Genomic DNA, 24252 nt, shown 5'->3' on the forward strand with positions numbered 1-24252 from the left:
TCAGCCATAAAAAATAATTGACAATACTTGAGCTTGCTCATTGTATTATTGATTATCTTTTTATGGTAGAACTGTTACATAAATTTATATCTTTTTAGATACAAATATTTTATTATTTTTATATAGAAAAGAGCACAAACAGCATTTTGCTCCTGGTGCCCCACTACTTTACGAACATTTTCCTATAACATAAAAAAGAGGAGAAACCTTTCGGAATCTCCTCTTTTTTATATTCGCTTTAAATTCAAAAAACTTAATTATTTATTAGCTTTTTCCATCTTCTCATACTTAGCGATGTCAGCATCTGAAAGAACATTATAACCGCTCTTTCCGAAGTATTTAAGCATTGCTTTTGCATGATACCAGTTAGCTTTTCTTGTTGCTTCGTCTATATAATCAGCAGCTTTCTTTTCTCCGCTGTCAACTTTGTTATGAATATCAATCTTGTTGAAGTACTCATTACAATAGTTCCAGTATCCTGCGATACTTGTCCATCCGTATGGGATAGGCTGCATACAACTTGCAAAGTATTCTTTCCAAAGTTTAACATGCTCATCATCCATACCCTTGCAATACATCTTGATATAATCATTCCAGATGTCTGAATTTGTTGTGATAGGTGCAGGCATAACATCATATTTAAGTGCAAGACCCTTAGAGTTCTTCTGGCTCTCATCATTGTAAAGCTCAATTCTTGTCTTCCATCCATCCTGGCCAAAACTCATGAACTTAAGAAGCTCATATGCTTCACGAGGATACTTACAAGATGTTGTAACACCACCAAAGTCGATAGTTGCGATTGAATGATGGTCTTTTGAAGCATCTTCCTTACTTACTGCAGGAATTACATAAGGTACGATATCAAGGTTATATTTCTGGAATGCTTTTGTAGCCCATGTTCCCTGATATGTCCAGAATGCTTCTGTAAAGAGTGCTACATGGCTTGAAGCTCCACACCATGCATCGAAGTCACCCATCCAGCTTTCCATGTCAAGTGTCTGTGTCTGAGGTGCGATATATCCACCCTGTTTAAGTTCTGCAAACTGCTGCTCACCTTTAGCCCATGCTGTAAGGTCAAACTGTGTACCGTCAAAACCGAACTCACCCTGAACTGTCTGCTTAGCAGCAATTCCATAGTATGAATCAAGTCTGTTGTAGTAACCACATCCATAATAAGCCATACCATCTGATGACTTCTTAACTGTAGTATCCTTGATAAGCTTAATCATGTCATCCCATGTCCAGTTTCTTGAAGGTGTTTTAACATTAAGTGTTGATAATACATTTCTGTCAACATACATAACACCAGGGAAGAATTTAACAGGTACTGCATATCTCTTTTCTGTTCCGTAACATCCAAGTCCGCAGTCATTAACTGTTGATGCAACTTCCTTTGTCTCAGGATCAGAATTCCAATATGATGAAATATCCATCACAAGTCTGTTATTAAGTGCAAAATCTGCATCTGAGAACATAATTACATCAGGTGCTTCCTTATTTGATACCATTGTAAGTAATGAATCATTGTACTTAGCAACATTCTGATATTTAACATTTACCTTAATATTTGGATAAATCTTCATGAAACGCTTTGCAAGATACTTAACTGTTTCATCCTGATCAAAGTGATAATATGTAAGCTCAATCTTATCACTTGTAATATCCTTTGCTTTCTTATACTTGATTCCATCAATAGTTGTTTCATCATATTTTCCGGAAACATCCTTTGCACTATTTTTTGAAACGGAACCGCCATTACTTCCACAAGCTGTCATACCTACTACCATAGATGCGGCGAGCAGAAGTGCCATAAGTTTTTTCCTCATAGTTTTCCTCCTTAATATTTAGATAACTTTTTAGTTCATTTTATGTTGTATATTATATCACACTTTTTTCACAAATGCTATAGTTTTTTGTGAAATATTTTAACTTTTTATGAAGTCATTTACAATTTATACATTTTTATTCACAAAAAACACAAAAAATCACCAATGCAAAACTTACCATTAATGATTTTTTGTTTTAAAGTAACAGTTCATCTATAAAAAGATAATTGACAAAACAGCCTTTCATTTCAAAAATGAAAGGCTGAACTGTTACTTTCTACTTAATCCGAACAAATTCATGTTACTTCTTGCTTAATCTTAGCAAATTCGTGTAACTACTCTGCTTTGCGAAGTTTCTACTTCTAAGGCTGCGTTCGTTGCAGCCTTAGAAATACTCTTCTCAAAGTTAAATCATGTTACTTCTTGCTTAATCTTAGCAAAAAAACTTGCATATATGGTTTTTTTGCAGAGTTAAATTGTTATACAATTTAACTCTTTATTCTCCTGTAATACCTGTTCTATCAATACTCTCTACGAAGTATCTCTGGAGAACGAAATACATTACAAGCAATGGGAGTATGCTGAGCATTGTACCCGCCATGTTTATCGACTCATTTATACTTGTTACGGCTGTTGTTGCAGTCTGTGCATAATCTGAGTAGTTTGATGCGAAGTCACTGAGCTTGATAACAAGTGATGACCAGCCCGATTTTGTCGTAACACCTGATACATACATCTGTGTAAGATATGACTCATTCCAGTACCATACAAATGAGAAAAGTGATACTGTAATGATAGCAGGTGATGCAGATGGAAGTGATATTTTAAAGAATGACTTAAGATATCCTGCTCCATCAATCTGTGCAGCTTCGATAAGTACCTTTGGCACCTGTCTGAAGAACTGCCAGAATATCAATATAAATATCGGTGCATTTATACCCATTCCGAGGAGTGCCGGAAGTACAAATGACCAGATTGTTCCAAGAATACCCATGTTAGAATAAAGTACATATGTAGGTATCATTGTAATCTGACTTGGAAGAATAAATGTAAAGAGGATGATTCCAAGTACAACTTTCTTTCCAGGGAACTCGAAACGGGCAAGTCCGTATCCGATTACAGAACACGAAAGAAGATTACAAAGTGTAGGTACACCGGCAATTATTATACTCTGTCCGAAAGACTTCCAGAAATCCATACTCTGAGCTGCCTGTTTATAGTTGTCTAAATTTAACTTTGACGGTATCCAGTTGATTGAAGAATCAAGCAGGTCATCAAGTGTCATGAAACTCTGGCTCACCATATAAAGAATAGGATAAATATATATAAATCCGATACATATGAGGAGTGCATATATAACAAATACCTTTAAGAATCCTTCTTTCTCTTTGGAGCCTAAAAGGAATTTGTGTAACTTTTCTTTTGTAAATTTTGGCTGTGTTGATACAACTGCCGTACTAGGCTGCTGCTTTTGCGTTCTTCTTGGCATTTCTTGCGCTCCTCCTTTCTATCTTCTTAAGCTGACGCTGTTCTTTCTTGTGGGCTTTCTTTGCTCTCTTAACCTGTTTCTCATATACATCTTTCTTAGCTAAGAATACAAGTGAGAACAGACCTACAATAAGGAGAACTACCACTGAATACAACCACGCCATCGCTGATGCATATCCATAACCCTTTTCTTCCGTTCCTGAGAACATTGCTGTTTTTATCAGTCCTATAATCGAGTTCTGATCGTTGTTTGAAATAAATACTATGGTATATACAATATTTAAAAGTATCATTGGCTTGATATTTGGAAGTGTTATCTTCCAGAAACATTCCCATCCTGAACCACCATCGATCTTTGCAGCTTCATACATTGATCTGTCAATCTTCTGTAATGCTGAGAGGAATATAAGTATCTGCACACCTGAATACCAGAGTATTGTTACCATATTCTCAAAAAGTTTTGAAATAGGTGTTGCAAGTGCAGCAGGCATAAATCCTTTTATTGCCTCTGTTATTGCCTGTGTATCGATAGATGTGATACTTCCTGCTCCCTGGGCATTTAACATTCCAAGGATAGGACCACTTACGATGATAACCGGAAGGAAAAAGATAAGTCTGAAGAATCCCTTACCTTTTATCTTTTGATTAAGCATCATAGATATAATAAGTGCGAACACGACTATAATAGGTACTGATATAACAGTTGATACCACATAGTCTATAAGATTTGTAACAAAATCCGACTCTGATAAGAGTATCTGTGTAAAGTTCCCGTAACCTACAAAGTTAAAATTCATACCAAGTGGTGTGATGCTGATATTATTTAATGCATACCTGAACGATGTGATCAATGGGTAAGCTAAGAATAAAATCGCACCGACTATCCATGGCGATATAAACAGTACACCGGTAATCGCATCTCTCTTAGCAAGTTTTCCGGGTTTAGCACTTTTCTTTAACTGCTTTAACTGCTCTTTCTCTTCTTTTGTCATTTTCTTTTTCTTCTTCATTTCTTCACTCATTCAGTCTCACCTGCCTTATACGAATATGACATAGCCCCGACCTTTACACCATCTACCGTTCTTGAAACGCTTGTATAGTTTACATAGATCTTTGTGCCATTGTCGTAAGTTACTACTGTAACTCCATTGTTAAGTTTCTCATGTTTCTTAATAACCGAACCCTTTGTAACCTCATTAAGTTTTCTTAAATCCTTATCATACTTAACGATAGTGTCCTTATATGTCTTGTACTCCGTACTGTAAAGATCTGACGAGTTCGTATATATAAGGTCTGATGAATTTTCATATGTCACATAGAATGACGGATAAACACCGGCTTCAACCATCTGTAAAAGGAATTCCTGTTTATTTGCTTCAAAGTTTACATAATTTGAATACATTGGAATAATTCCCTTAAGTACCATTGAAAGGAAAGGTATCTCCTCATCAACATACATATAATCTGATGAGCCAAGAGGCATATCAAGAAATGCATTTGTATCTTTCCAAAGGTAAGATACTGGCTGTTCAAGTACAAGATTTGTTTTCTTTGCTACATCGCCGATAAGCTTTATATTGTCATTTGCAGTGTCATTTCTTGTATAGAACTTCCCTTTAAGGCTATAAGAAAAGATTGTATTACTAAGTCCTGCTATTGCAAGATTCTTCACTCCGTCATCCGTATATGAAGAAACTAACTCACTAAGGTCTTCGTTGGCTTTTGATGGAGTAAGATAATAGAAAGTATCATATACTTCTTTCTTTTCTTCCTCTTTAAATGTTCTCTTGTTGACCTGCTTTATCATATCATATGTAAGCTTGTTTGTTGACGGGTTAAGTCTTAATGCATCATTGTAAAGATACAACTGATAATTGTCTTTTGCGGAATCTTTTATAAGTTTTGTAAGCTTACCTGTTCCGCCAATATGTCTGTCAGCTTTATACTTTGTGACGGGCACATTATAAAGACCGCCTTTCTGCCATCCCTTATACATTGATATAAGACTTGCAACTCCGTTTTTCTTTAACTCTCCAAATATGTCAGAGATGTTTTCTGTTGTTGTCATTGTGACAGCCCTTGTCCCTACAAGAAATTCTTCTCTGTCTGTTCCAAGGAAATCAACTCTTGTGTTGTATGAGTCGTCTTTCTTTGTGACAAGACCATTGTCGAGAAGATAATTGCGGTATTTTGCTGCCATTGCAGAATAGTTTGCGTCATCACCTGAAAGCATCATATATCTTACTGTCATATCCATGTGAGTGCGTTTTTCTTCTGCTTTTGTAACCGTACCTGAATTTGAATTGTTAAGAGGCTGAACATAAATATCTCTCAACTTAAATTTTGCAAAACAACGGTTATAATTTACCATAACTCCGTTTGGATGAGCCTCAATGCTCGCACGCTTGTCACCGCTTTCTACTACTGCGATATATCCAAGCTGCTGTTTTGTATGAGCCATGCCAAAGATTGGTGCGGTGACTTCATTTGCATCTTCTACCATATCAATCTTATCCCAGAGATAAGTCTTTACTTCAGAATCATCAAATCCGGCATCACTTCCGTAAATGTTCTGGGAAAATCCCGTTGTATATCTTCCCTCTTTATTGTCAAGATTGATAAGTGCTCCGTTTCCATCAGGAATAAGCATATATCCTTCTTCGTCATCAAGATATGTGTATCCCATGAGAGGGAAGAGACTTACTGTTGAAATATAGATACCATCTGCATCTTCTTTGATAGATTTATCCGGAACAGATACTACTACATCTTCACCGTCAAGTTTTACATTTACTGAAAGTCCAAACTGATATTCATCAAAATAAATATCTGCCGTAAATCCGTCTGACTCTTTGTTTACATTTATCGTATTCTGGTTATTTATAAGATCAACCTGATATGTATTCTTTGCGTCTTTGATGGCATTGATAACAATACCTGATTTCATATAACCGTTCCATACGCTGTTACTGTTTCCATCATCCTTCTCATCGCTAAGTGTAGACTCCATGATTTTTCCTGTCTTCTTATTCTGAAGCATTATTGAAAGACGAGGCTCATATAAAAACATTTTGTATGTGTCGTTCTCGGCTACAAGTTTGTAATCTTTAAGTGTTATCCATTTTGACTTGTCAACCTTACCTACGGCACCATCCTGAACAACTTCACCGTCACTTTTAATCTTGTTTGTATTCTCCTCTTCTTTCTTTTGTGAAGAGGCATCCGTTGAACTTGTCGCATCTGATGTGCTTGTTGCATCTGATGTGCTTGTTGCATCATTGTCAGAATCAACACCGGTCGCCTGTGACATAACCGGTACCGCTGCGACTAAAAGTGCCAATGCACTAACTATTGCTATGATTTTTTTCTTATTCTTAGCCAAATCGGTACACCACCTCTCCAAATACGGCACTGATAAACTCAAATACCTGAGCCCATAATACATAAATTATGAATATGAGGAGTGCCATAATCAAAATTGTAAATATTGTTATACAGATAACCTTGGCTGTTTCCTTTGCCGTGTAATTATTTACTTCTTTTATGCCAAGTATCACAAGTACAATTACCCATCCGTAAATTACATACTGAAGAAGTGTGATAAGGAACTGCTCATTAGTTGTAAGTATATGTGTCAATATGAAACTAAATGGTATATATACTACATATGGAAGAAGTGAATAGCAGAAGTATGTATAAATCTTCTTTATCGTACCTTCACCTTCATTTATAGTACATACAAGATAGTTACATAATGTAATGGCTGCCATTACAATGACAATCTTTCCAATATCTGAGAAAATCTCATATCTTCCTTCTCTTACTGTTTTCTGTAAGAAACCGCAGAGATATTTGTTGATTACATACTCTATCATAAATACAAGAAGTATAAATGACGGTGCAGACCATGATGCCCTGCCCTCTCTTGCGATTCCGTATGAACCATCAATAGGATGTTTCATAAAATATTTTGAATAGCATACATTAGCGACAAATGTCTTTTGCTTGAAGTTTGCAATAGCTGCTTTAGGTTTTGCGAGAATACCCTTCTTTTTATCAAGAGATTTCACAATCTTAAATGCTGCCCACAATGCAACTATTATCACAAGTGCTGCTACAATATTATCTTTAAGCCACTCATTTCGTATTTCCCAGAAAGCGTCTGAATATCCTTCATAATCTTTTGCAAGTCTTGCATATTTAAGTGCCATGTCGTAATTTTCTTCCTGGAAGTATGCACGACCCATAGCCTTGTTTGCATAATCAAACATACTGTTCATCTGAAGAACCTGCTGCAATGGTTTCTTACTTTCCGTATAATGACCTTTTGAATAAAGGTAAAGTGCCTTATGCAAAAGCTGTGTAAATTCTGATGGCTCATAAACCTGAATCTGTTTTTTATCAGAATCAAGTACATATATATTGTCTTTAGAATCTACCTGAATACTTGTAACCTGCGTTGAAAGACCAACTCTCTGCGTACCATCATCAGTACCACCGAATACATAGAGAAGTTCACCCTGTTTGTTGTACTCGTAGATGTAACCCTGTGATGATGCAACATAGATGTTATCATGGTTACCTGTTGTAACTGCCGCCGGTGATTCATCATAATCACTCACACCGCCTTTTATAAGGTTTGTACCTGCGATGTTAAGTCTTTTAAGAGACATATTCTCATCACCACGCGTTACCGTGTAGATAAGTCCTTTCGTATCTATCGAAAGGTTATCAGGTGTTGATGGCATATTACTTACCATCTTTGCTCTCTGCTCATCAGTAAGAATAGCGCGATAGATAATAGTCTGAAGACTCACTGATGCATAGTTTGTACCAAAGTATCCAAGGAATGTTCCGCCTTCTTCCGGCGAAATCTCGACGATACCGTTTGTATTTGACTGACATACGATATACATAACACCTGCATCATTTACAACTATCTTCTGCGGCAGGAAGTCAAGTCCCTCACCATAAAGCGGACTATCCGGCTTTGTGTACTTGTTTAAAACTTTTCCGTTCTGATCAAAAACAAAAACCGCTTTTCCATCTTTATCAGCCACATAAATTTTTTTGTCGGAAGTTACAAATACACCCATTGGTGTTTTTAACTTTCCTTTACCGATAATGTTTAATAACTTTCCGTCTGCTGTACCAACCAGGATACGCCCATGACCTGTGTCAGCAACATATATCGTGCCGTCAGAAGTTATGTACATATCACTTGGATTGCTCATAAATTCATTGCCGAATTTTATGAGTGTCTTTTGTGCAAGGTACGCTGTCTGTGTTTCCATCGTCCGTCCATAACCGTCATTTGTATATGTACGATATGGTGTGTTTGCAGAAACACTTACGGAATTCAATCCTGTTGACAGCGTTATTACGAATGCCAAGAGCAATACAGAAACAATCTTAAATAAATTTTTATTCTTTTTCATAATGTCTGTTCCTTCTCCTCCTCTAGCTTCATTTACTTGATACCTGAATGTGCCATTGTATTCATGACATTGTTCTGAAGTATGATAAATAACACGAGGTTAGGAACAAACAATATAAGTGAGGCTGCCGCCGCCATACCCTGACCGGAGACTGTGTTATTTACATTGACAAGTGAGTTCATATAGAAAGTCAATGTTTTCATACTGTCATCATTTACATAGTAGTTTGATGTTTCCATGTTTACCCACACCTGCTGGAAAACAAGGATTGCTGCTGTTGCAATAGCCGGTTTTATCATCGGAATAATAATTTTTCTGTAAACCGTCCAGTCTGTTGCACCATCAATGTAAGCTGCTTCGATAAGTGAGTCAGGAACCTGCTCCACGAACTGCTTAACAAGGAAAAGTGCTACCGGATAAGCAAGCAATGGTAAGATATGTGCCCATATGCTGTCGATAAGTCCTACTTTACAGATAACAAGGTATCTTGGAATAAGAACTGCTGTTGCAACAAACATAAGAGCAAGCTGGTTTATATTCATCATAAGCTGTCTGCCCTTGAATTTTAACTTTGCAAGAGCAAATGCCGCAAATGTTGTAAACAGAAGTGACAATCCTACTGTCAGTCCCGTAACCAGTAAACTGTTAAATACATAACGGCTGAGTGGAACACCTGCCGTACGGCTGAACTTTATCAGCTTTGTGAAGTTTTCAAGTGTTGCATTTCTTACAAAGAATGTAGGCGGGAATGCAAACAACTCATCCATCGGCTTAAACGCATGGTTTGCAATAAACACGATTGGTAGTGCCATGAATATTACGAGAGGTAATAATATGGCGATAATCTTAATCTGTCCTCTTTCAAACTTTTGAGGATTAATTCTCTTGCCTTTATATGCCATTTCTTTTTTCCTCCTCTTTTAAAAATCGTCTTTTTCCGTCAAAAGTGCATTTGCCGCTTTCGAGAATATCTGAACGATTAATAACAATACAACTGAAACTGCTGCCGCATAACCCATCTCGTATCTTAAGAAACCGTAATCTTCTATATGGTTTACAATAAGCTGTGCCGCATATCCGGGTGACGGATTACCGGTAAGCTGTGTAGATATAAGACCATTCTGGAACGCATTTACGATTGCCATAACCGCTGCGAACAACATCTGAGGTTTCATCTGAGGAATTGTTATGTATATCATTTCCTGGAAACGATTCTTGATTCCATCAATAGCTGCTGCTTCATAAAGTTCTTCATTTGAGTTTAAGATACCTGCTATCATTGAGAGGAAACCTACACCCATTGAAGACCAAAGACCTATGATAATAACTATAGGTAAAAGGTATTTTGTATTTACAAGCCATATGATAGGTTCGTCTATAAGACCGAGGTTCATAAGCCATGCATTCAAAAGACCTGTCTGGTCACCTGAGAAGATAACCTTCCAGAGAACTGTCATCGCAACACCTGCTGTCATACTCGGTGAGTATAAGATAAGGGCAAATATAGTTCTTGGAACTTTTGTAAGGTTACAAAGTGCCCATGCAAGCACGAAGGATAAAATATATCCTCCGATACCTACAACAACCGCATACAATACGGTATTTGGCAATACATACTGCATAAATACTTCATCACTTGTAATAAGTGTAATGTAATTCAAAAATCCTACAAATTTTGGGAACTGAATCGCATTAAAGTTTGTGAATGAAAGTACAACCGCTAATACTGTCGGAAGTAATATGAATACCACAAACATAAGAGCATATGGCAGCATAAAGAGATAACCGTTTGTGTTTGAATTTTCTCTTTTTCTAATGCCGGTTTTCTTCTTACCGGGCTTTCTAACTAATTTTTCTTTATTTTCGTTAGCCATATTCTTTCTCATCCCTCCGATTATATTATTCGTCATCATCTGTTCTGCCAAGCAGTTTCTCTACAGATTCATAAGTTGGAATTTTATAATCTTTTATTACTTTGCCATCACTGTCACTATATCCGAATTCCTCAAGTTTTCTTTCAAACTCGTGGTTTACGGTCTTAACCGCCTTGTCTATACGCGTCTGCTCGTTATCACCGTTTACGGCAATATCATTAAATGTATTACTCATCTCTCGTTCGAGGAGATATGTACCCGGAACTCTCGCAACGTCCTTAACATTCTTTGCTGTCTCTTCAACAATCTTCTTTGTATCAGAATTTATAGGAAGCTGTGCAAACGCTTTTGTATTTGCCGTAGGCCAGATATATTCACCACCATATGTAATCTGAATAGTCTGTCCAAACTCTGCCTGTGTCTCTGTTGAAGACCACCATTTAACAAATTCCCATGCCTTTTTCTGTCTCTCAGAATTGCTCTTAAAGATAACACTGCTCTCAGCACATCCACAGACTGAACGGTCAATAGTTCCGTCTGATTTCTGAGTACCTGGGATAAGTGCAACTTTCCAAGAACTTGAAAGTTCAGGAGCTGCATTTGTAAGCATATTAAATGTTGCATAATCCGCAATTCCGATAGGCATATCACCATTTCTGAAATGCTGATAGAAGTTATCAACATTGACAGGCATATTATAAACAGTAAACAAATCCGTAAGTTTTGTAAATCCGTTTACCGACTTCTCATTTCCGATTGCCGTGCCGTTGGCTGCCGTCTTAGCATAGAGTGAACCACCATTCTGCACGATAAGAGGTGTAGTACCATGGAAGTTTCTCATGAGCGTCATACCTGCTGTCGGATAATAGAAATTTAAACCTCTCATCTGAAGTTTTGGAAGCATATCTATTACATCATCCATAGTCTTCGGAATTTCAAGATTAAGTTTTTCAAGAACATCTGTCCTGTAGAACAATACCCAGAAGTTCATTGTCTCCGGCATTGAATAAATACCATCATTTATTGAACCTGTCATAAAGAATCCCGGCTCATAACCATCTGTCGATTCTTTAAAATCATCATACTGTGCCATATTGACAAGTGCACCTCTGATACCAAGCTCATAAGGAATCGTGTAGTTGATACCTGTCGCAACATCAGGTGCATTTCCCGATGAATTTGAAAGTACAAGTTTGTACTGGTCAGGCATGATACTTATATCAACATTGATTCCCGTCTTTGGTGTGAACTTTTCATCAATCATTTTCTGCATAATCTGCACATACTGGCTTGAACGGTTTACCCAGACCTGTATATGATCGCTGTTTGTATTCTTTGTTGAGTAAGCCTGGTCAGTAAATGATGCCACAAATCTTGAAACATTCATCGCACAAGACTTAAAAAATCCCGGCTTCGATGGAAGTTTTGCTCCATCCTGATAAATGTAAATCCTGTCTATTGCAAGATCGTTTGCAATAAGGTTATCAATCGTTGTTGCAAGATAATGGTTTACTGAGTTTGAGCTTGTTGACAACTCGTCTATACGATATGGAATCGAATCAGGACTGTCTGCAAGACTCTTCAACTGCTTTGCTGCAATAATGAGTGACGACATAACAGCTACATTCTTGTCACTGTCGCTCCACTTAACAGCACTCTTTTCAAGCTTTGTAAGTCTGTCTGAATAACTGTAAAGTGTCTTTTCCAGATTTGGAATATACTTTGAAAGCTTGAGGTCACGATACTTATCAGCATTTGTACCGGCAACCTTTGTAATCTCAAGTGCAAGGTCATTTACATCTGACATTACTTCATCAATCTCTTCCATAATGTATGAAATAGGATTCATGCTTATGGTATAAGAAATCGTATGTTTTCCTGCTTCGAGATGTACACTTAAATCCTCACCTTTTGAATCCTGCATGGTAGCTGTTTTATACTTTGTAGTATAAGCCATGCTGTAATCTTTAAATGCACTGTTTGGAACTTTTCCATCGATTGCAACATCACAGAATACAGGGAAGTCTGTTTTTTCTGACTGACGATAGTTTGCTGCAATCTTATAATTTCCGGCTGTCTTAACTTCAAATTCATATGTTACTTTCCGACCTGCCGTACTGAATGAATCAGAATCAAGCGTATTTAATACCGTATCTTTAGCCTGATATGGATCAACACTTGTATCATACTCGGCAACGCCGTGAATAGCTGAATCATTTGTTGTCGTATAATCTTCACCCTGAATCGTAATAAGTTCTTTTCCATCTGCTTTGTCAGAAGAACCTTTATATTCTTCAACAGTTACAGGTGCCTCAAGGGAGATATTTCCTAAAAGGAAGTTTCCTTCGTCAACACTAAGTTCAATGGAATGTTTTCCTTTTGTAAGCTGAACTTTAAGCGGATCTGAATGGCGATAACTTGAATCCATCAGATATTTGCTTTCCCACTGTATCTGCTTATTTGGAATTGTAACCGCTTCATTATCATATCTGTCATATGACGGTTCATCACCTAATTTCCATGTTGTCTCAAACTCAAGACTTCGACATTCGTAAAACGGATAATCTCCGTCTACCTTCATCTTCATTGAAACCGGAAGTATTGATTCATCATATGAAAGATAATCAAAATTCATATAATAAAGACCGTCCTCCGGAACCTCAAAATCAAGTGTTACTTTTTTACCACTTGTCAGATCAAGAACTTTATTATTTTTTTCATAGCCTTTAACTTTAGTAGTAAGATAACTTTTGCTGTTTCCCGTAACAGAACTGTCTACCGGTATCGAAACCGCTTCACCGGTATAATCAGACAATTTATATTTTTTGCTGATATTTGTATAAATCGTTGATATTCTCTCACTGGAATACTCTTCAGATGTCACTGATGACTTACTGTCTGAATCCGAACTTTCAGTTTTTGAGCCTGATGTACTATCGTCACTTACATCTTTCGCAAAACTTCTGAGAGTTGCAGACCCAAGTGCCATTGACACGATAAGTCCGACAGCAACTGTCTTTTTAAACTTACCTCCAATTTTTTTGTGCCGCATAACTTCCTCCTTAAATTGTTTCTTGCTTAAGTATTTTTATATTTTCATAAATTACTTTAGTTTATTTTATAATACTATGATTTTGAACAAAAGTCAATGCCAACTATAGTCAAATTGTTGTATATTTCTTTCACCTTGATAACAAATTTCAGCCACTTTTTAGCAATATGCACATAAAACCCACTTGACAACAGTACCATTCTTAATACACCTTGCACAATACAATTTCTAAATTTGTCCTAAAATAAAACATTTAGAAACAACTAAACAAAATTTGATTTATTTTACAATTATCTCAATCATAAAATTTCAATAAACTTTTTTATACTAAAAATAATTTTTATTATAAAAAATTGTGAAAAAAAATATATATTCTGATATTTCAAAACGCATTTTCATTATATGCCAAATTTGTTTACCGCCAAAAAAATTCCGGATATATCTCATCCGGAATTTTAAATTCATTAATTGTAACAGTTAAGCCATAACATAAACCCTCTACTGTCATCTCACCCATTTCTTAATCTGAAATCCGAGATAAACCACCGAAGTTATTATCATAAGTACAAATGAATATTTTAGTATGGAGTCAAATGTTACATGCCATACATTGAGAAGCACAAGCGAAGCAATCAGAAGCACCACAAGCCAATAGCCAAAAGATGCCGCTGTCACAAACACCCACGCAGCCACGCTCTTACTCACATCTATTATCTGTCGTTTCAACTTTGCATCAATTTTCTTTGCCATCTGCCTTTCCTCCGTTGCTTCTATTTATAATACTTTACTCCCCAAAGGCTCTTATTCTTTCCTACCGCTGAGAATGTCATACACTTTGTGCCTGCCTCATCTTTCATATCACAGAACACGCCTTTAAACTCTTCGTCGTCATACTTTATCGTAACATAGTATGTACCATCCTTAACAGTCCATATCCCTTTTATGTCTTTTCCAAACACACTGCCCTTATCAGTAAAGATAAGTTTAAACGGCTTTGCTATCTCACCGTCTACCGTTGTGTCCTGGTCTACAACATAATAATCTCCGATAATCTTTTCATTATCATAACCTTTTTCAGAAACCGTCTCGCCGTCTGTCGCATAAGGCAGCATACATGGCCATCCGTCTTCATTAAGAAGATACTGATGCACTCTCGGCTCATGAGCCTCTGTTCCATCATCAAATCTCGTATGGTTTACGATATATCTCTTTCCATCACTATCTATAAGTGCTGAGTTATGACCCGTTGCCTTATATGCCTTTTCAAGACTAGGGAGCATATAGTTTCCTGAAAGTTTAAGACCAAAAAATGATTCATCACCTGAGTCCGGCTTTGGTGTATTTCCTTTCATATCCACATAAGGACCGTCAACTTTCTTTGAACGGAAAGCTCTTATCTGGTAACCGCCGTCACTTGTAAGCGAACCATACGATACAAACAGATAATAATAACCGGCTTCTTTGTCATACTCAATCCACGGTCCCTCTATCGCTACATGACCGCCGCCGATAAGTCTCTTTCCAAAATATGCGTCAACATCATTTTTCTCATCAGCTTTAGGATGAATGACTTTTCCCGTGTTCTCATCAATCTCAAGCAGGAATATACCGCCTGACCATGAGCCGTAGACCATCCACATCTTTCCGTCCTCATCATAAAATGTAGTAGGGTCGATGGCATTAGGACACTCATTATAATTGTATTCCTCAAAGTCGCCACCGTTACTTGTTATGTAATGTTTCTTTGCATAATCTTCAGTAACATAATCACAGACATCCGTATACTTAAGAGTATCCGAAGTAAATCCCGAATAGATAAGAGCACCTTTCCACTCAAACGGTCCCTCCGGAGAATCAGAAGTTCCATAGCACAGATTTGATGCATTCCATGTTGATGATGTGCAATAATACATGAAATATTTCTTTAACTCCTTATTATATACAACATCAGGTGCCCATACATGAGTTCCGTTGTCATCAGTAGGAATAGCACTGAACGCTCCACCTGAATACTTAAACGCTTTCTCATTTGTCAACAGGTTTTTATATACCTGATTGTCCGTTGTGTATCCGTCACCGATACTTGTCCAGTTTCTAAGATCAGTTGACTTTGCAGTAGACATATGCGAGCCATAAATATAATATGTATCATCAACCTTTAATATAGAAGGATCATGGACACTTACACCTGCATCTATGGATGCCTTTTTTATGCCGTCATATTTCACCGTATAATCAGGCTTTAACTCTTTTTCCTCTTTTTCAAGTGCTTTCATATCAATCTTTCCTCCGTTTGATGTCGATGAATTTTTTGAACTGCTGCAGCCACCTGCCAATATTGCGGTACTGCATATAGCTATGCAAGTACCTAAGCTCACAAGTTTTTTACTTAATTTTCTCATACTTACCTCCGATAAAAAATCTCCAAAATCGTGTACCTTTTCTGCATATTTTAATTTTTCATCTTTTTCTTTTCCACTTCTGTCCTGTCATCCATGGATAGTTGTTATATTTGACAAAAACTTAAAATAATTTACACTTTTATATAGTTAAATATAACAAACATCTGACTGAAAAGCAAGTGAAAAATATAAATAAACACAACAAAATGTAACAGTCCAGCCCCCCATTTATTACATTTATAAAACTGCCGGTGAACTGTCAGCCGCTGCTGTACAGCAGACTTATCACTCTTCTTTCATTTTTTCAATAGTGATAACATCATCAAGAATATAGCTAAAAGACGGTGAAGATGAATTTGCATTTTCTTTATACGGAGTATTAAGATTTATCTTATCATTCGGGTCAAATACACTTACACCGGTAAAAGGACCTGAAAACACTTCGAGTTTTCCCTTTTCAATTTTTTCTATAGTGTCCTCAACCATCTCCTTTGTTCCTTTTGGCACTATTGCTTCGTTTATATCAAGTATCCTTACCCAGCCTTTATCAATCCCTGCCATGGCATCCTGCTTATAGGTACGGCCGTCAATACATTCTTCTATCTTTTTATCATGCAATAAGGCATATACCGACTGCTCAAAATAGCTTGAATAATCCACACAGCAGCTTACAAGCGATCTTGTCGGTGCAATATCTGTCATACTCTGATTGTACCCTACATGATATACCGGTATATCCCTCTGAGCATTTTCACATATAGCTGCCGGTCCGACCGTATCTGAATGTTGTGATATAACAACACAATCCTCATCAACCAGCTCTTTTGCCGCCTGTTTTTCCGTAGAATAGCTCGACCAGGTATTTGTGTACTTCACTGTCATGACAGCTTCCGGTACTACTGACCTGACACCAAGATAAAATGATGTATATCCCGATATTACTTCCGGCAGCGGAAATGCCGCCACATAACCGACTTTTGCCTGCTCCTTTGTAATGATATTTTCATCTATCATCTGCTTTATCTTCATTCCGGCTACTTTTCCACACACATATCTGCCCTGATATATCTCTCCAAAACAGTTATGATAATTTGACAAAACCGGCTTTTCATTTGCATTATCTCCTGTAGGTACGCAGAATTGTATATTCGGATATTTTTTTGCCACCGCCTTGACATCCGGCCCATAACCATAGCTCGCCGCAATTATATAATCACACCCACCGTCGATAAGCTCCTGCAAAGGTTTTTCAATCTGCCCCTCTGTCACATTGTATGTCGTAACACATTCTATCCGGTCGCCATACACCTCCTTGATATGATTTCTTGCCTTTATAAAATTGTTTGTATAAGGTGTAATCTCATCACCTACAAAAATAAAACCAACCTTAATATGTTTTTCTTCCGTTTTTGTAAGATTATGTATTCCAAACAAACATAAAGTCATGACAATACAGGTTATCAGGCATAATGCGTATCTTTTTTTCATTCTTCCGTTTCTCCTTTTGATCTTGCGTATAAACTTTCCACATCAATGATACCTTCATCCATAAGTGACAACATTATCTTAACCAGTTTCGGGTCAAACTGTGTACCACTGCAGCGTTTTAATTCGTTTGTCACATAATCAATGTCAAGCTGCTTTCGATATACACGGTTTGCCGTCATCGCATCAAACGCATCCGCAATACCGATAATGCGTGCTTCAATAGGAATATCCTCACCTTTTAGTCCGTAACAGTAACCTGTCCCGTCATACTTTTCATGATGATACAATGCTCCTATATTTACATTATCTATCAGCGTGAAATCCTTTAATATATCAGCACCCAGCGTTACATGAGTTTTCATTATCTTATACTCTTCATCTGTGAGTTTCGCCGGCTTATTTAATATCGCATCAGGTATTCCAATCTTTCCTATATCATGAAGTAACGCCATCTTGCGGAGATTTTCACATTTTTCATCAGAAAAACCAAGTCTTTTTGCTATCGCAACCGAATACTCTGATACCCTGTATGAATGTTGACTTGTATTGGAGTCTTTTGCATCAACGGTGCGTGCGATTGAGAGAATCGTTTCATTGCTCATCTTAATCTGTTTCTTTGCATATTCGAGTTCGAGCTTCTGTTTAAGCATTGTCCTCTGCATACAGGTTCTCGTAATAAACCATGTAAGCCATATAAGCACAAGCCCTGCTATGATACAGATATAAAGCCTGAACCACCAATATTGATACATTTCATTCTCTTTATCAATAATATAACTTCCTGATTCTATAATATTTCCATCATAGCCATCTAAAATTGATATTTTAAACACATATCTGCCGGTTTTTAAATCAGTATATGTTATCTTATTAAACTCACTTAACAGACAGGTCCTCCTCTTTGTGTCGTGTCCTTCTAACTTAACACTTATATACGGATCTTTCACAGAATAATTTAATATCTCCGGTGCAAATGTAATCTGTCTTGAATCTGCCGACATCTTTAATGTATCTATACGGTCTATTGCCACCTTTTCGCCATCAATCTCAACATAATTCATAATCATACGGTATGAATCATCACCCTTACTGCCGTCTGACATATTTACCTTTACCACACCTGTATCACAGCAAAGATACAAAGCACCACTTTCCCTGCATGGCCATGAATTTGCAACCAGTGACGCTCTAAGACCATGTTTTGAATTTATCAGCAGATAATCACTTCTCACATTTTTAATCAATTCCTTTATCTTTGCCTCATAGATTCCCGCACTGCCAAGCACCCAGCAGATTCCATTCTTATTGCAGACTATATCATAATTATTGCTGTACGGGAATTTATCAAGACTCTTGACCTTACCATCTTTAGACATATAACAAAGACCATTGCTTGTAACAATAAACATTCCGCCATAGACCGTCTCACTAACCATACGCAAAACTACATCCGATGACAATCCGTCTTTTTTTGTTATCTGCGTCACTTTGCCGTTTTTGTCAATTTTAGTTATTCCGCCACCGTCCGAACCGACATAACACGCATCTTTATGTTCCAGCAGACATAAAGACTTTTCATTGAGCATACCATCCTTTGAGTCAAGAACATTTACAACTCTGTCCCCCGACATAATTGCAACACCGTAATCTCCTGCAATCATAATCCTGCCATCACTACATTCGATTATATTTCTGAACCGCATCCCCGGTATTCCCTGCTTATCAGTGAAATTTTTAATGTCATACCCGCCATTTTTATTTATTGTAACTTTATATATTCCCATTTCTGTTGTGGCTATCCACAATGTATTTTTGCTGTCTGCTTTCAAACATCTTATCCTGACATTTTGAAGCCTTTTTGTAAGCGGATTGCTTACTTTTTTTCTTCCCTTAACAGCGACCAGACCGTCATCTGTACCGCAAAAAAGTATGCCGTTCCACTTTTCCGTAGAATTGACAACCGCCGTCATACCAATATTTTGAAATACCTCCTCAAACGAGGACTTACACATTTCAAGAAGTCCTAGTCTTGACGAACTAAACCATAAATTTCCCTGATAATCAACAAGCATACTGTCAATCGAACTGTTAAAATTGTTTGTATTTATCTTGTGATAACTGCCGTTTTTACCCAGAACTGCCACACCGGTATCTGAGCACACAAACATCTTATCATTATCCGCCTGATAAAAGTAATTTATAGATTCAAAACCACTTATCCTGATTTTATCTTTAAGTTTAAGCTTTTTTGATTCCATATCAAATATGTATATCGAATTTCCGGTCGTACCAATATATAACTGACCGGCTTTTGAAAAACAAACTTCATTGCAATCCTTAAATTTTCTGACAGCTTTCGGAGTATTTATAAGTTTGCCATCACTTATCCAAAACATTTCTCCCCTCTCAGTTACACCGGCAACATTTCCATTATCATCAGCAGTCATTGACACCACATTTTTTATGTTTTTAAATGTTTTTGTCACCTTGACTCCTCCGCTAAGAGATACTACCGATAATGCCTCTGAAGTTCCAATATAATAATTTCCATGTGAATCACATACTATCTTCTTTACTGAATTTGAAAGAAGTCCGTTTTGGTCATCCACCACATTAACGGCATCCTCATTGATAAAAATAGTAACACCATTATCATTGGTTCCAACCCACAATCTTCCCTCTTCATCAACATACAGGCAATTTACACTTTTGACCGAACTAATATCCTGAAAACAGACAAATTTCACTCCATCATACTTAAAAAGCCCCGCATAAGTGCCTATCCAAAGCTTTCCATCCTTTGTCTGGGCAATATCATTAGCCTCACCTGATAAAAGCCCTTCATCCTTTGAATACTGCTTCTGTATATAGGAATACAATTCCGAATTGTATTCCGAGTACAATTCCGATTTATATTCCGAATTATTATTTTCTGAATTATTATTTTCTGAATTTGCTTTTGATACTTTCCCTGCTTTTGTCTCTGATGTATATCCTGCTTTTGAAGTCTGCACTGACTTATTTTGTGCCGCCGCTGTCTTGTCTGTTTTTCCGCAGCAAACTCCTGCCATGACTACAGCTAAAATGATTATTTGTGTTATTGTTTTAAATCTTTTGTTGAGTTTTTTTCTGATATAATGAGCAATTTTGAGTAATAAATACATTATCTCTACAGTCAGCATCTTATCCATAAATTCCACACAAAACTGACCGGCTATATAAGAAATAAATTTGGGCAGTCCCTTGTCAACACACAGCAGCATAACCTGATTTCCCCATACATTACTTATATTGCCACTATATAACAATGCGTTTACCATAACTGCCATAACAGTCGAAAACAATGCAAGCCCCATACCTAAAGTCATCGTCGTAAACTGTTTATCAAAGACTCTCTTTTTTGAATAAATCCCCACAATAATCCCAAGCATACTTCCGACAACACAATATATCAATTCCTGTTCAACAAATATTCCATAAATAATATTGTTGGTAAATCCAACAAAAGCACCACAGACGGGACCGTATAAATATGCGACCAAAAAAGTTCCTATCGAGTCAGTCCACACCGGCAATACAAACTTTACGGCAAATTCCCTGCCTAAAATATCAATCAGCAATGCCGCTACAGTTACAAAAATTATCATGTATTCTTTTTTATTTTTCATTTGCTATTCTCCTCAGATTAAATCACTGTTCCCCGTCGTTTCCCGCAAAAGAGATAACCTTTTTTTTCTCTGCTTCTCTCGTAAGTTTTTCTTTCCATTGATACTCCCAGTTTTAATAATGATAATATATATGCAGAAAAGTTTCAAGTTTTTGACATATTTCGAGCCTTTGTTTTATAACAGTTAAACCTGCCATTTATTACATTTATAACCCTGCCGGTAAACTGTCAGCCGCTGCTACGCAGCTTACGTTTACCTCATGTAATAATATCTGAATGTGCGTTTGACATTATATATTTTTCTATATACCAAAAATCGCTGCAGAATATCTGATAATACTATGATATTCCACAGCGATTTTTTACTTTGCATGAAACAGCTTATTTTTATCTAAGCTTATGAAAACGATATCACGGATTGTCCCATTGCCAGGCAATTTTCGCAATCCCACAAACATCTCATATCATTTCATTACTGAAGAAGTGAAAGTACACCCTGGTTAGACTGATTAGCCTGTGCAAGCATAGACTGACCTGCCTGTAAAAGAATGTTATTCTTGCTGTATACAACCATTTCAGAAGCCATATCTGTATCACGGATACGAGACTCTGATGTCTGAGTATTCTCAGCGGCTGTATCAAGGTTTGCTATTGTATGCTCAAGACGGTTCTGAACAGCACCAAGTTTACTTCTCTGTGCAGATACTTTCTTGATAGCTGCATCAATAGTTGTAGTAGCTTTCTTAGCACCATCCTGAGTAGCAATGTCAATCTTATTTGCATCTACGCCGAGTGATCTTGCACTCATATCGTCAATAGTAAAACTCATTGTCTGACCTTCATTAGCACCAATCTGGAGAGTAATTCCTGCATTTGAAGAAACACCATCATATCCATCCTGTCCCCATAATGCTTTTGTACTTCCAAGTCCTGCACCATTCGCCATTGTAATCGTACCAACTGTAGTAGCTCCGCTTGTTGCAAACAATGTATGTGGTTCATCCGGAGTTGCTCCGCTTAAAGTTACATCAAAATCAAATCCTGCTGATTTAAGAATATCCTCTAAGTCCTCAGCTGTGTATTCTTTACCGGCTGCAAGATGAATTTTATACGCACCCTCTGTAATACCATTAGCAGCATCAGTAGTAATTGCTGTAGTTGTTTCTACCTCTTCTTTACCAGCTTCCTTATCAAAAGCAAAATCAAATGTAGTATTATTAAATTCTGCTCCATATTTGTTAGATGTAAATTTAATCTTGTTAGCACCTACAAATGTATCAGCAGCAACCTCTGCTGCATCAGAAGATGCCTTAACACCTGCAGCCGTTGCTGTTCCAGCTGTAGTATCCGCATCTGCATTGAAAATACCATTCTTTAATGTCACTTTAACTTCTGCCGGAGCACCTTCTGCCTTGCTGTCTTCCTGCTTTGCATTTGATATAAGATCATCAATCTCATCCTGAGTATAAACTTTATTCTTAGAAAGATTTAAAGTTAATGTTTTACCTGTCTTATCCCAAACTGCTGTCTCCTGCCCTACTTTTGTATCATCACTGGCTGCTGTTGCAACCTTAATTCCTCCTACATTTGAAGTAACAAGTGCACCATCCAATGTAGCATCAACTACACCAAACTTTGGTCCGGAACCTGTTGTAGATGAACTTCCACCCTGGCTTCCATCAAGAAGTTTCATTGTATTGAATTCTGTTGTACTTGAAATTCTTGTAAGTTCTTCCTGAAGCTGACTGATTTCCTTCTGTACTGCCTCACGGTCATCATCTGTCTCTGTACCGTTTGATGCCTGTACTGAAAGTTCTCTCATTCTCTGAAGGATTGAGTGAGACTCATTTAATGCACCTTCTGCTGTCTGTATAAGTGAGATACCATCCTGTGCATTTGCAGAAGCTTTATTTAAACCACGAATCTGGCTTCTCATCTTCTCTGAAATAGAAAGTCCTGCCGCATCATCTGCTGCACGGTTAATTCTATAACCAGAAGAAAGTTTTTCTGTTGATTTTGAAAGCGAGCTGCTTGTTACTCCTAACATTCTGTTAGCGTTCATTGCTGACATATTGTGCTGTACTATCATTGCCATAATAATTACCTCCGTGTTTTTCCTACGCTCCAAATCCGTTTGTGAGCGTATTGTGAAATTTGTTTTGTATTTTTATTTATAATAAAATCAATGCACGATGCCGCTGTATCATTTTCGATTAATAAAACTCTGAAAAATCCACACTGTCTTATCTGAAAAATATGATTTTCAGAGTCAAGCCGCAGATAGCAATTTGTATGTAAGCATACATCTCTGTCTGCTTTTGACTATTACATCAAAATATAAGACATTATCATCTGTTCACCGATTTATTACCAAAGCCATGCGGATATACGCAATCCGCTTTGCTGCTTGTCCATAAATACAGTCGCTTTGCGGACTGTCGATGCAAAAACAGCTTCTAAATTTTTATTTTCTACGATATTTTTCAGGATGCTCTTTTTCTTCATAGTAAGAAGGAAACTCACACTCTATCCCATTTTCTTTCATATGTTTTTTAAGAGCTTTGCTTCTGACTATATTCACATCCTTCGGTGCATCTATCATTATCCTGTGATGATTTCCTGAACCACCGAGAAAAATAATCTTTACATTATCTCCAACCATGAGATACTCTTTGTTTTCAACTGAAAGCCTTAACATTTGCATTACCTCCCTGTATTTTATTTACGGCAGTTTTTTTAGCTGCTATTTCATATCACATTTTTATTTCTCAGCCTGTCTTTTATTGATTTATACCAGTACGACAAAAAGTAAATCTTTAATATATTGAGCTTGAATGTACTTTTGAGAGTGCGTGCTTATTCAATGCATCAATTTTTTGTTGTCCTGACACTACATATGTAGTTTTTAGCAATAATTTTTAGCAAACTGAATTAAAATAAATATTTAATGAAATACTATTTATAACCGAAAACTGCTATATCCTTGCCTTGTAATCGAAAATGTAACAAAATGGATA

At 36.9% G+C, this 24252-nt stretch carries 14 protein-coding genes; all 14 read right to left on the reverse strand.

Annotated elements, in window-relative coordinates:
- Positions 1–257: 257 nt before the first annotated feature.
- The 14 genes from DWZ63_RS15005 to DWZ63_RS15070 all read right to left on the reverse strand — a co-directional run bounded on the left by DWZ63_RS15005 (position 258) and on the right by DWZ63_RS15070 (position 23933).
- Positions 258–1826: an ABC transporter substrate-binding protein gene (locus DWZ63_RS15005; RefSeq protein WP_022014443.1), complete on the reverse strand. Its 1569-nt coding sequence runs from the start codon at positions 1824–1826 to the stop codon at positions 258–260.
- 496 nt (positions 1827–2322) lie between these two features.
- Positions 2323–3315: a carbohydrate ABC transporter permease gene (locus tag DWZ63_RS15010; RefSeq protein WP_118500314.1), complete on the reverse strand. Its 993-nt coding sequence runs from the start codon at positions 3313–3315 to the stop codon at positions 2323–2325.
- Positions 3284–4336 carry a sugar ABC transporter permease gene (locus DWZ63_RS15015; protein ID WP_022014445.1) on the reverse strand — a complete coding sequence of 351 codons (1053 nt, stop codon included), beginning with the start codon at positions 4334–4336 and terminating at the stop codon, positions 3284–3286. The genes DWZ63_RS15010 and DWZ63_RS15015 overlap by 32 nt, the downstream gene beginning before the upstream one ends.
- Complete coding sequence (locus tag DWZ63_RS15020) at positions 4333–6696, reverse strand: DUF5696 domain-containing protein (RefSeq protein ID WP_022014446.1); 2364 nt, start codon at positions 6694–6696, stop codon at positions 4333–4335. The genes DWZ63_RS15015 and DWZ63_RS15020 overlap by 4 nt, the downstream gene beginning before the upstream one ends.
- Positions 6689–8752 carry a YIP1 family protein gene (locus DWZ63_RS15025; protein ID WP_118500315.1) on the reverse strand — a complete coding sequence of 688 codons (2064 nt, stop codon included), beginning with the start codon at positions 8750–8752 and terminating at the stop codon, positions 6689–6691. Before DWZ63_RS15025 ends, DWZ63_RS15020 begins: the two co-directional genes overlap by 8 nt.
- Positions 8753–8784: 32 nt before the next feature.
- Positions 8785–9654, reverse strand: coding sequence for a carbohydrate ABC transporter permease (locus DWZ63_RS15030; protein ID WP_055944080.1), 870 nt, complete (start codon positions 9652–9654; stop codon positions 8785–8787).
- Between the two features lie 18 nt (positions 9655–9672).
- On the reverse strand, positions 9673–10626 hold the full coding sequence (locus tag DWZ63_RS15035) for a sugar ABC transporter permease (RefSeq protein ID WP_022014449.1): 954 nt from the start codon (positions 10624–10626) through the stop codon (positions 9673–9675).
- A gap of 25 nt (positions 10627–10651) precedes the next feature.
- The gene (locus tag DWZ63_RS15040; protein WP_243020683.1) at positions 10652–13678 is read right to left on the reverse strand and encodes an extracellular solute-binding protein; all 3027 of its coding nucleotides are present in this window, start codon (positions 13676–13678) and stop codon (positions 10652–10654) included.
- A 504-nt stretch (positions 13679–14182) separates the two neighbouring features.
- Positions 14183–14428 (reverse strand): hypothetical protein, encoded by a 246-nt coding sequence (locus DWZ63_RS15045; RefSeq protein WP_022014451.1) that lies wholly within the window; start codon positions 14426–14428, stop codon positions 14183–14185.
- Positions 14429–14448: 20 nt separating this feature from the next.
- Positions 14449–16080: a glycoside hydrolase family 43 protein gene (locus DWZ63_RS15050; RefSeq protein WP_243020685.1), complete on the reverse strand. Its 1632-nt coding sequence runs from the start codon at positions 16078–16080 to the stop codon at positions 14449–14451.
- A gap of 285 nt (positions 16081–16365) precedes the next feature.
- Complete coding sequence (locus tag DWZ63_RS15055) at positions 16366–17568, reverse strand: BMP family ABC transporter substrate-binding protein (protein ID WP_118500316.1); 1203 nt, start codon at positions 17566–17568, stop codon at positions 16366–16368.
- Positions 17565–21236: an HD domain-containing phosphohydrolase gene (locus tag DWZ63_RS15060; RefSeq protein WP_118500317.1), complete on the reverse strand. Its 3672-nt coding sequence runs from the start codon at positions 21234–21236 to the stop codon at positions 17565–17567. Before DWZ63_RS15060 ends, DWZ63_RS15055 begins: the two co-directional genes overlap by 4 nt.
- Before the next feature lie 471 nt (positions 21237–21707).
- Positions 21708–23330, reverse strand: a complete 1623-nt coding sequence (locus tag DWZ63_RS16180) for a flagellin (protein WP_118500318.1) — start codon at positions 23328–23330, stop codon at positions 21708–21710.
- A 369-nt stretch (positions 23331–23699) separates the two neighbouring features.
- Positions 23700–23933 (reverse strand): carbon storage regulator, encoded by a 234-nt coding sequence (locus DWZ63_RS15070; RefSeq protein WP_182431553.1) that lies wholly within the window; start codon positions 23931–23933, stop codon positions 23700–23702.
- Positions 23934–24252 lie beyond the last annotated feature (319 nt).

Origin of the sequence: Clostridium sp. AF34-13, assembly GCF_003477845.1 — a bacterium.
GTDB classification, from domain to species: Bacteria; Bacillota; Clostridia; order Lachnospirales; family Lachnospiraceae; genus Butyribacter; species Butyribacter intestini.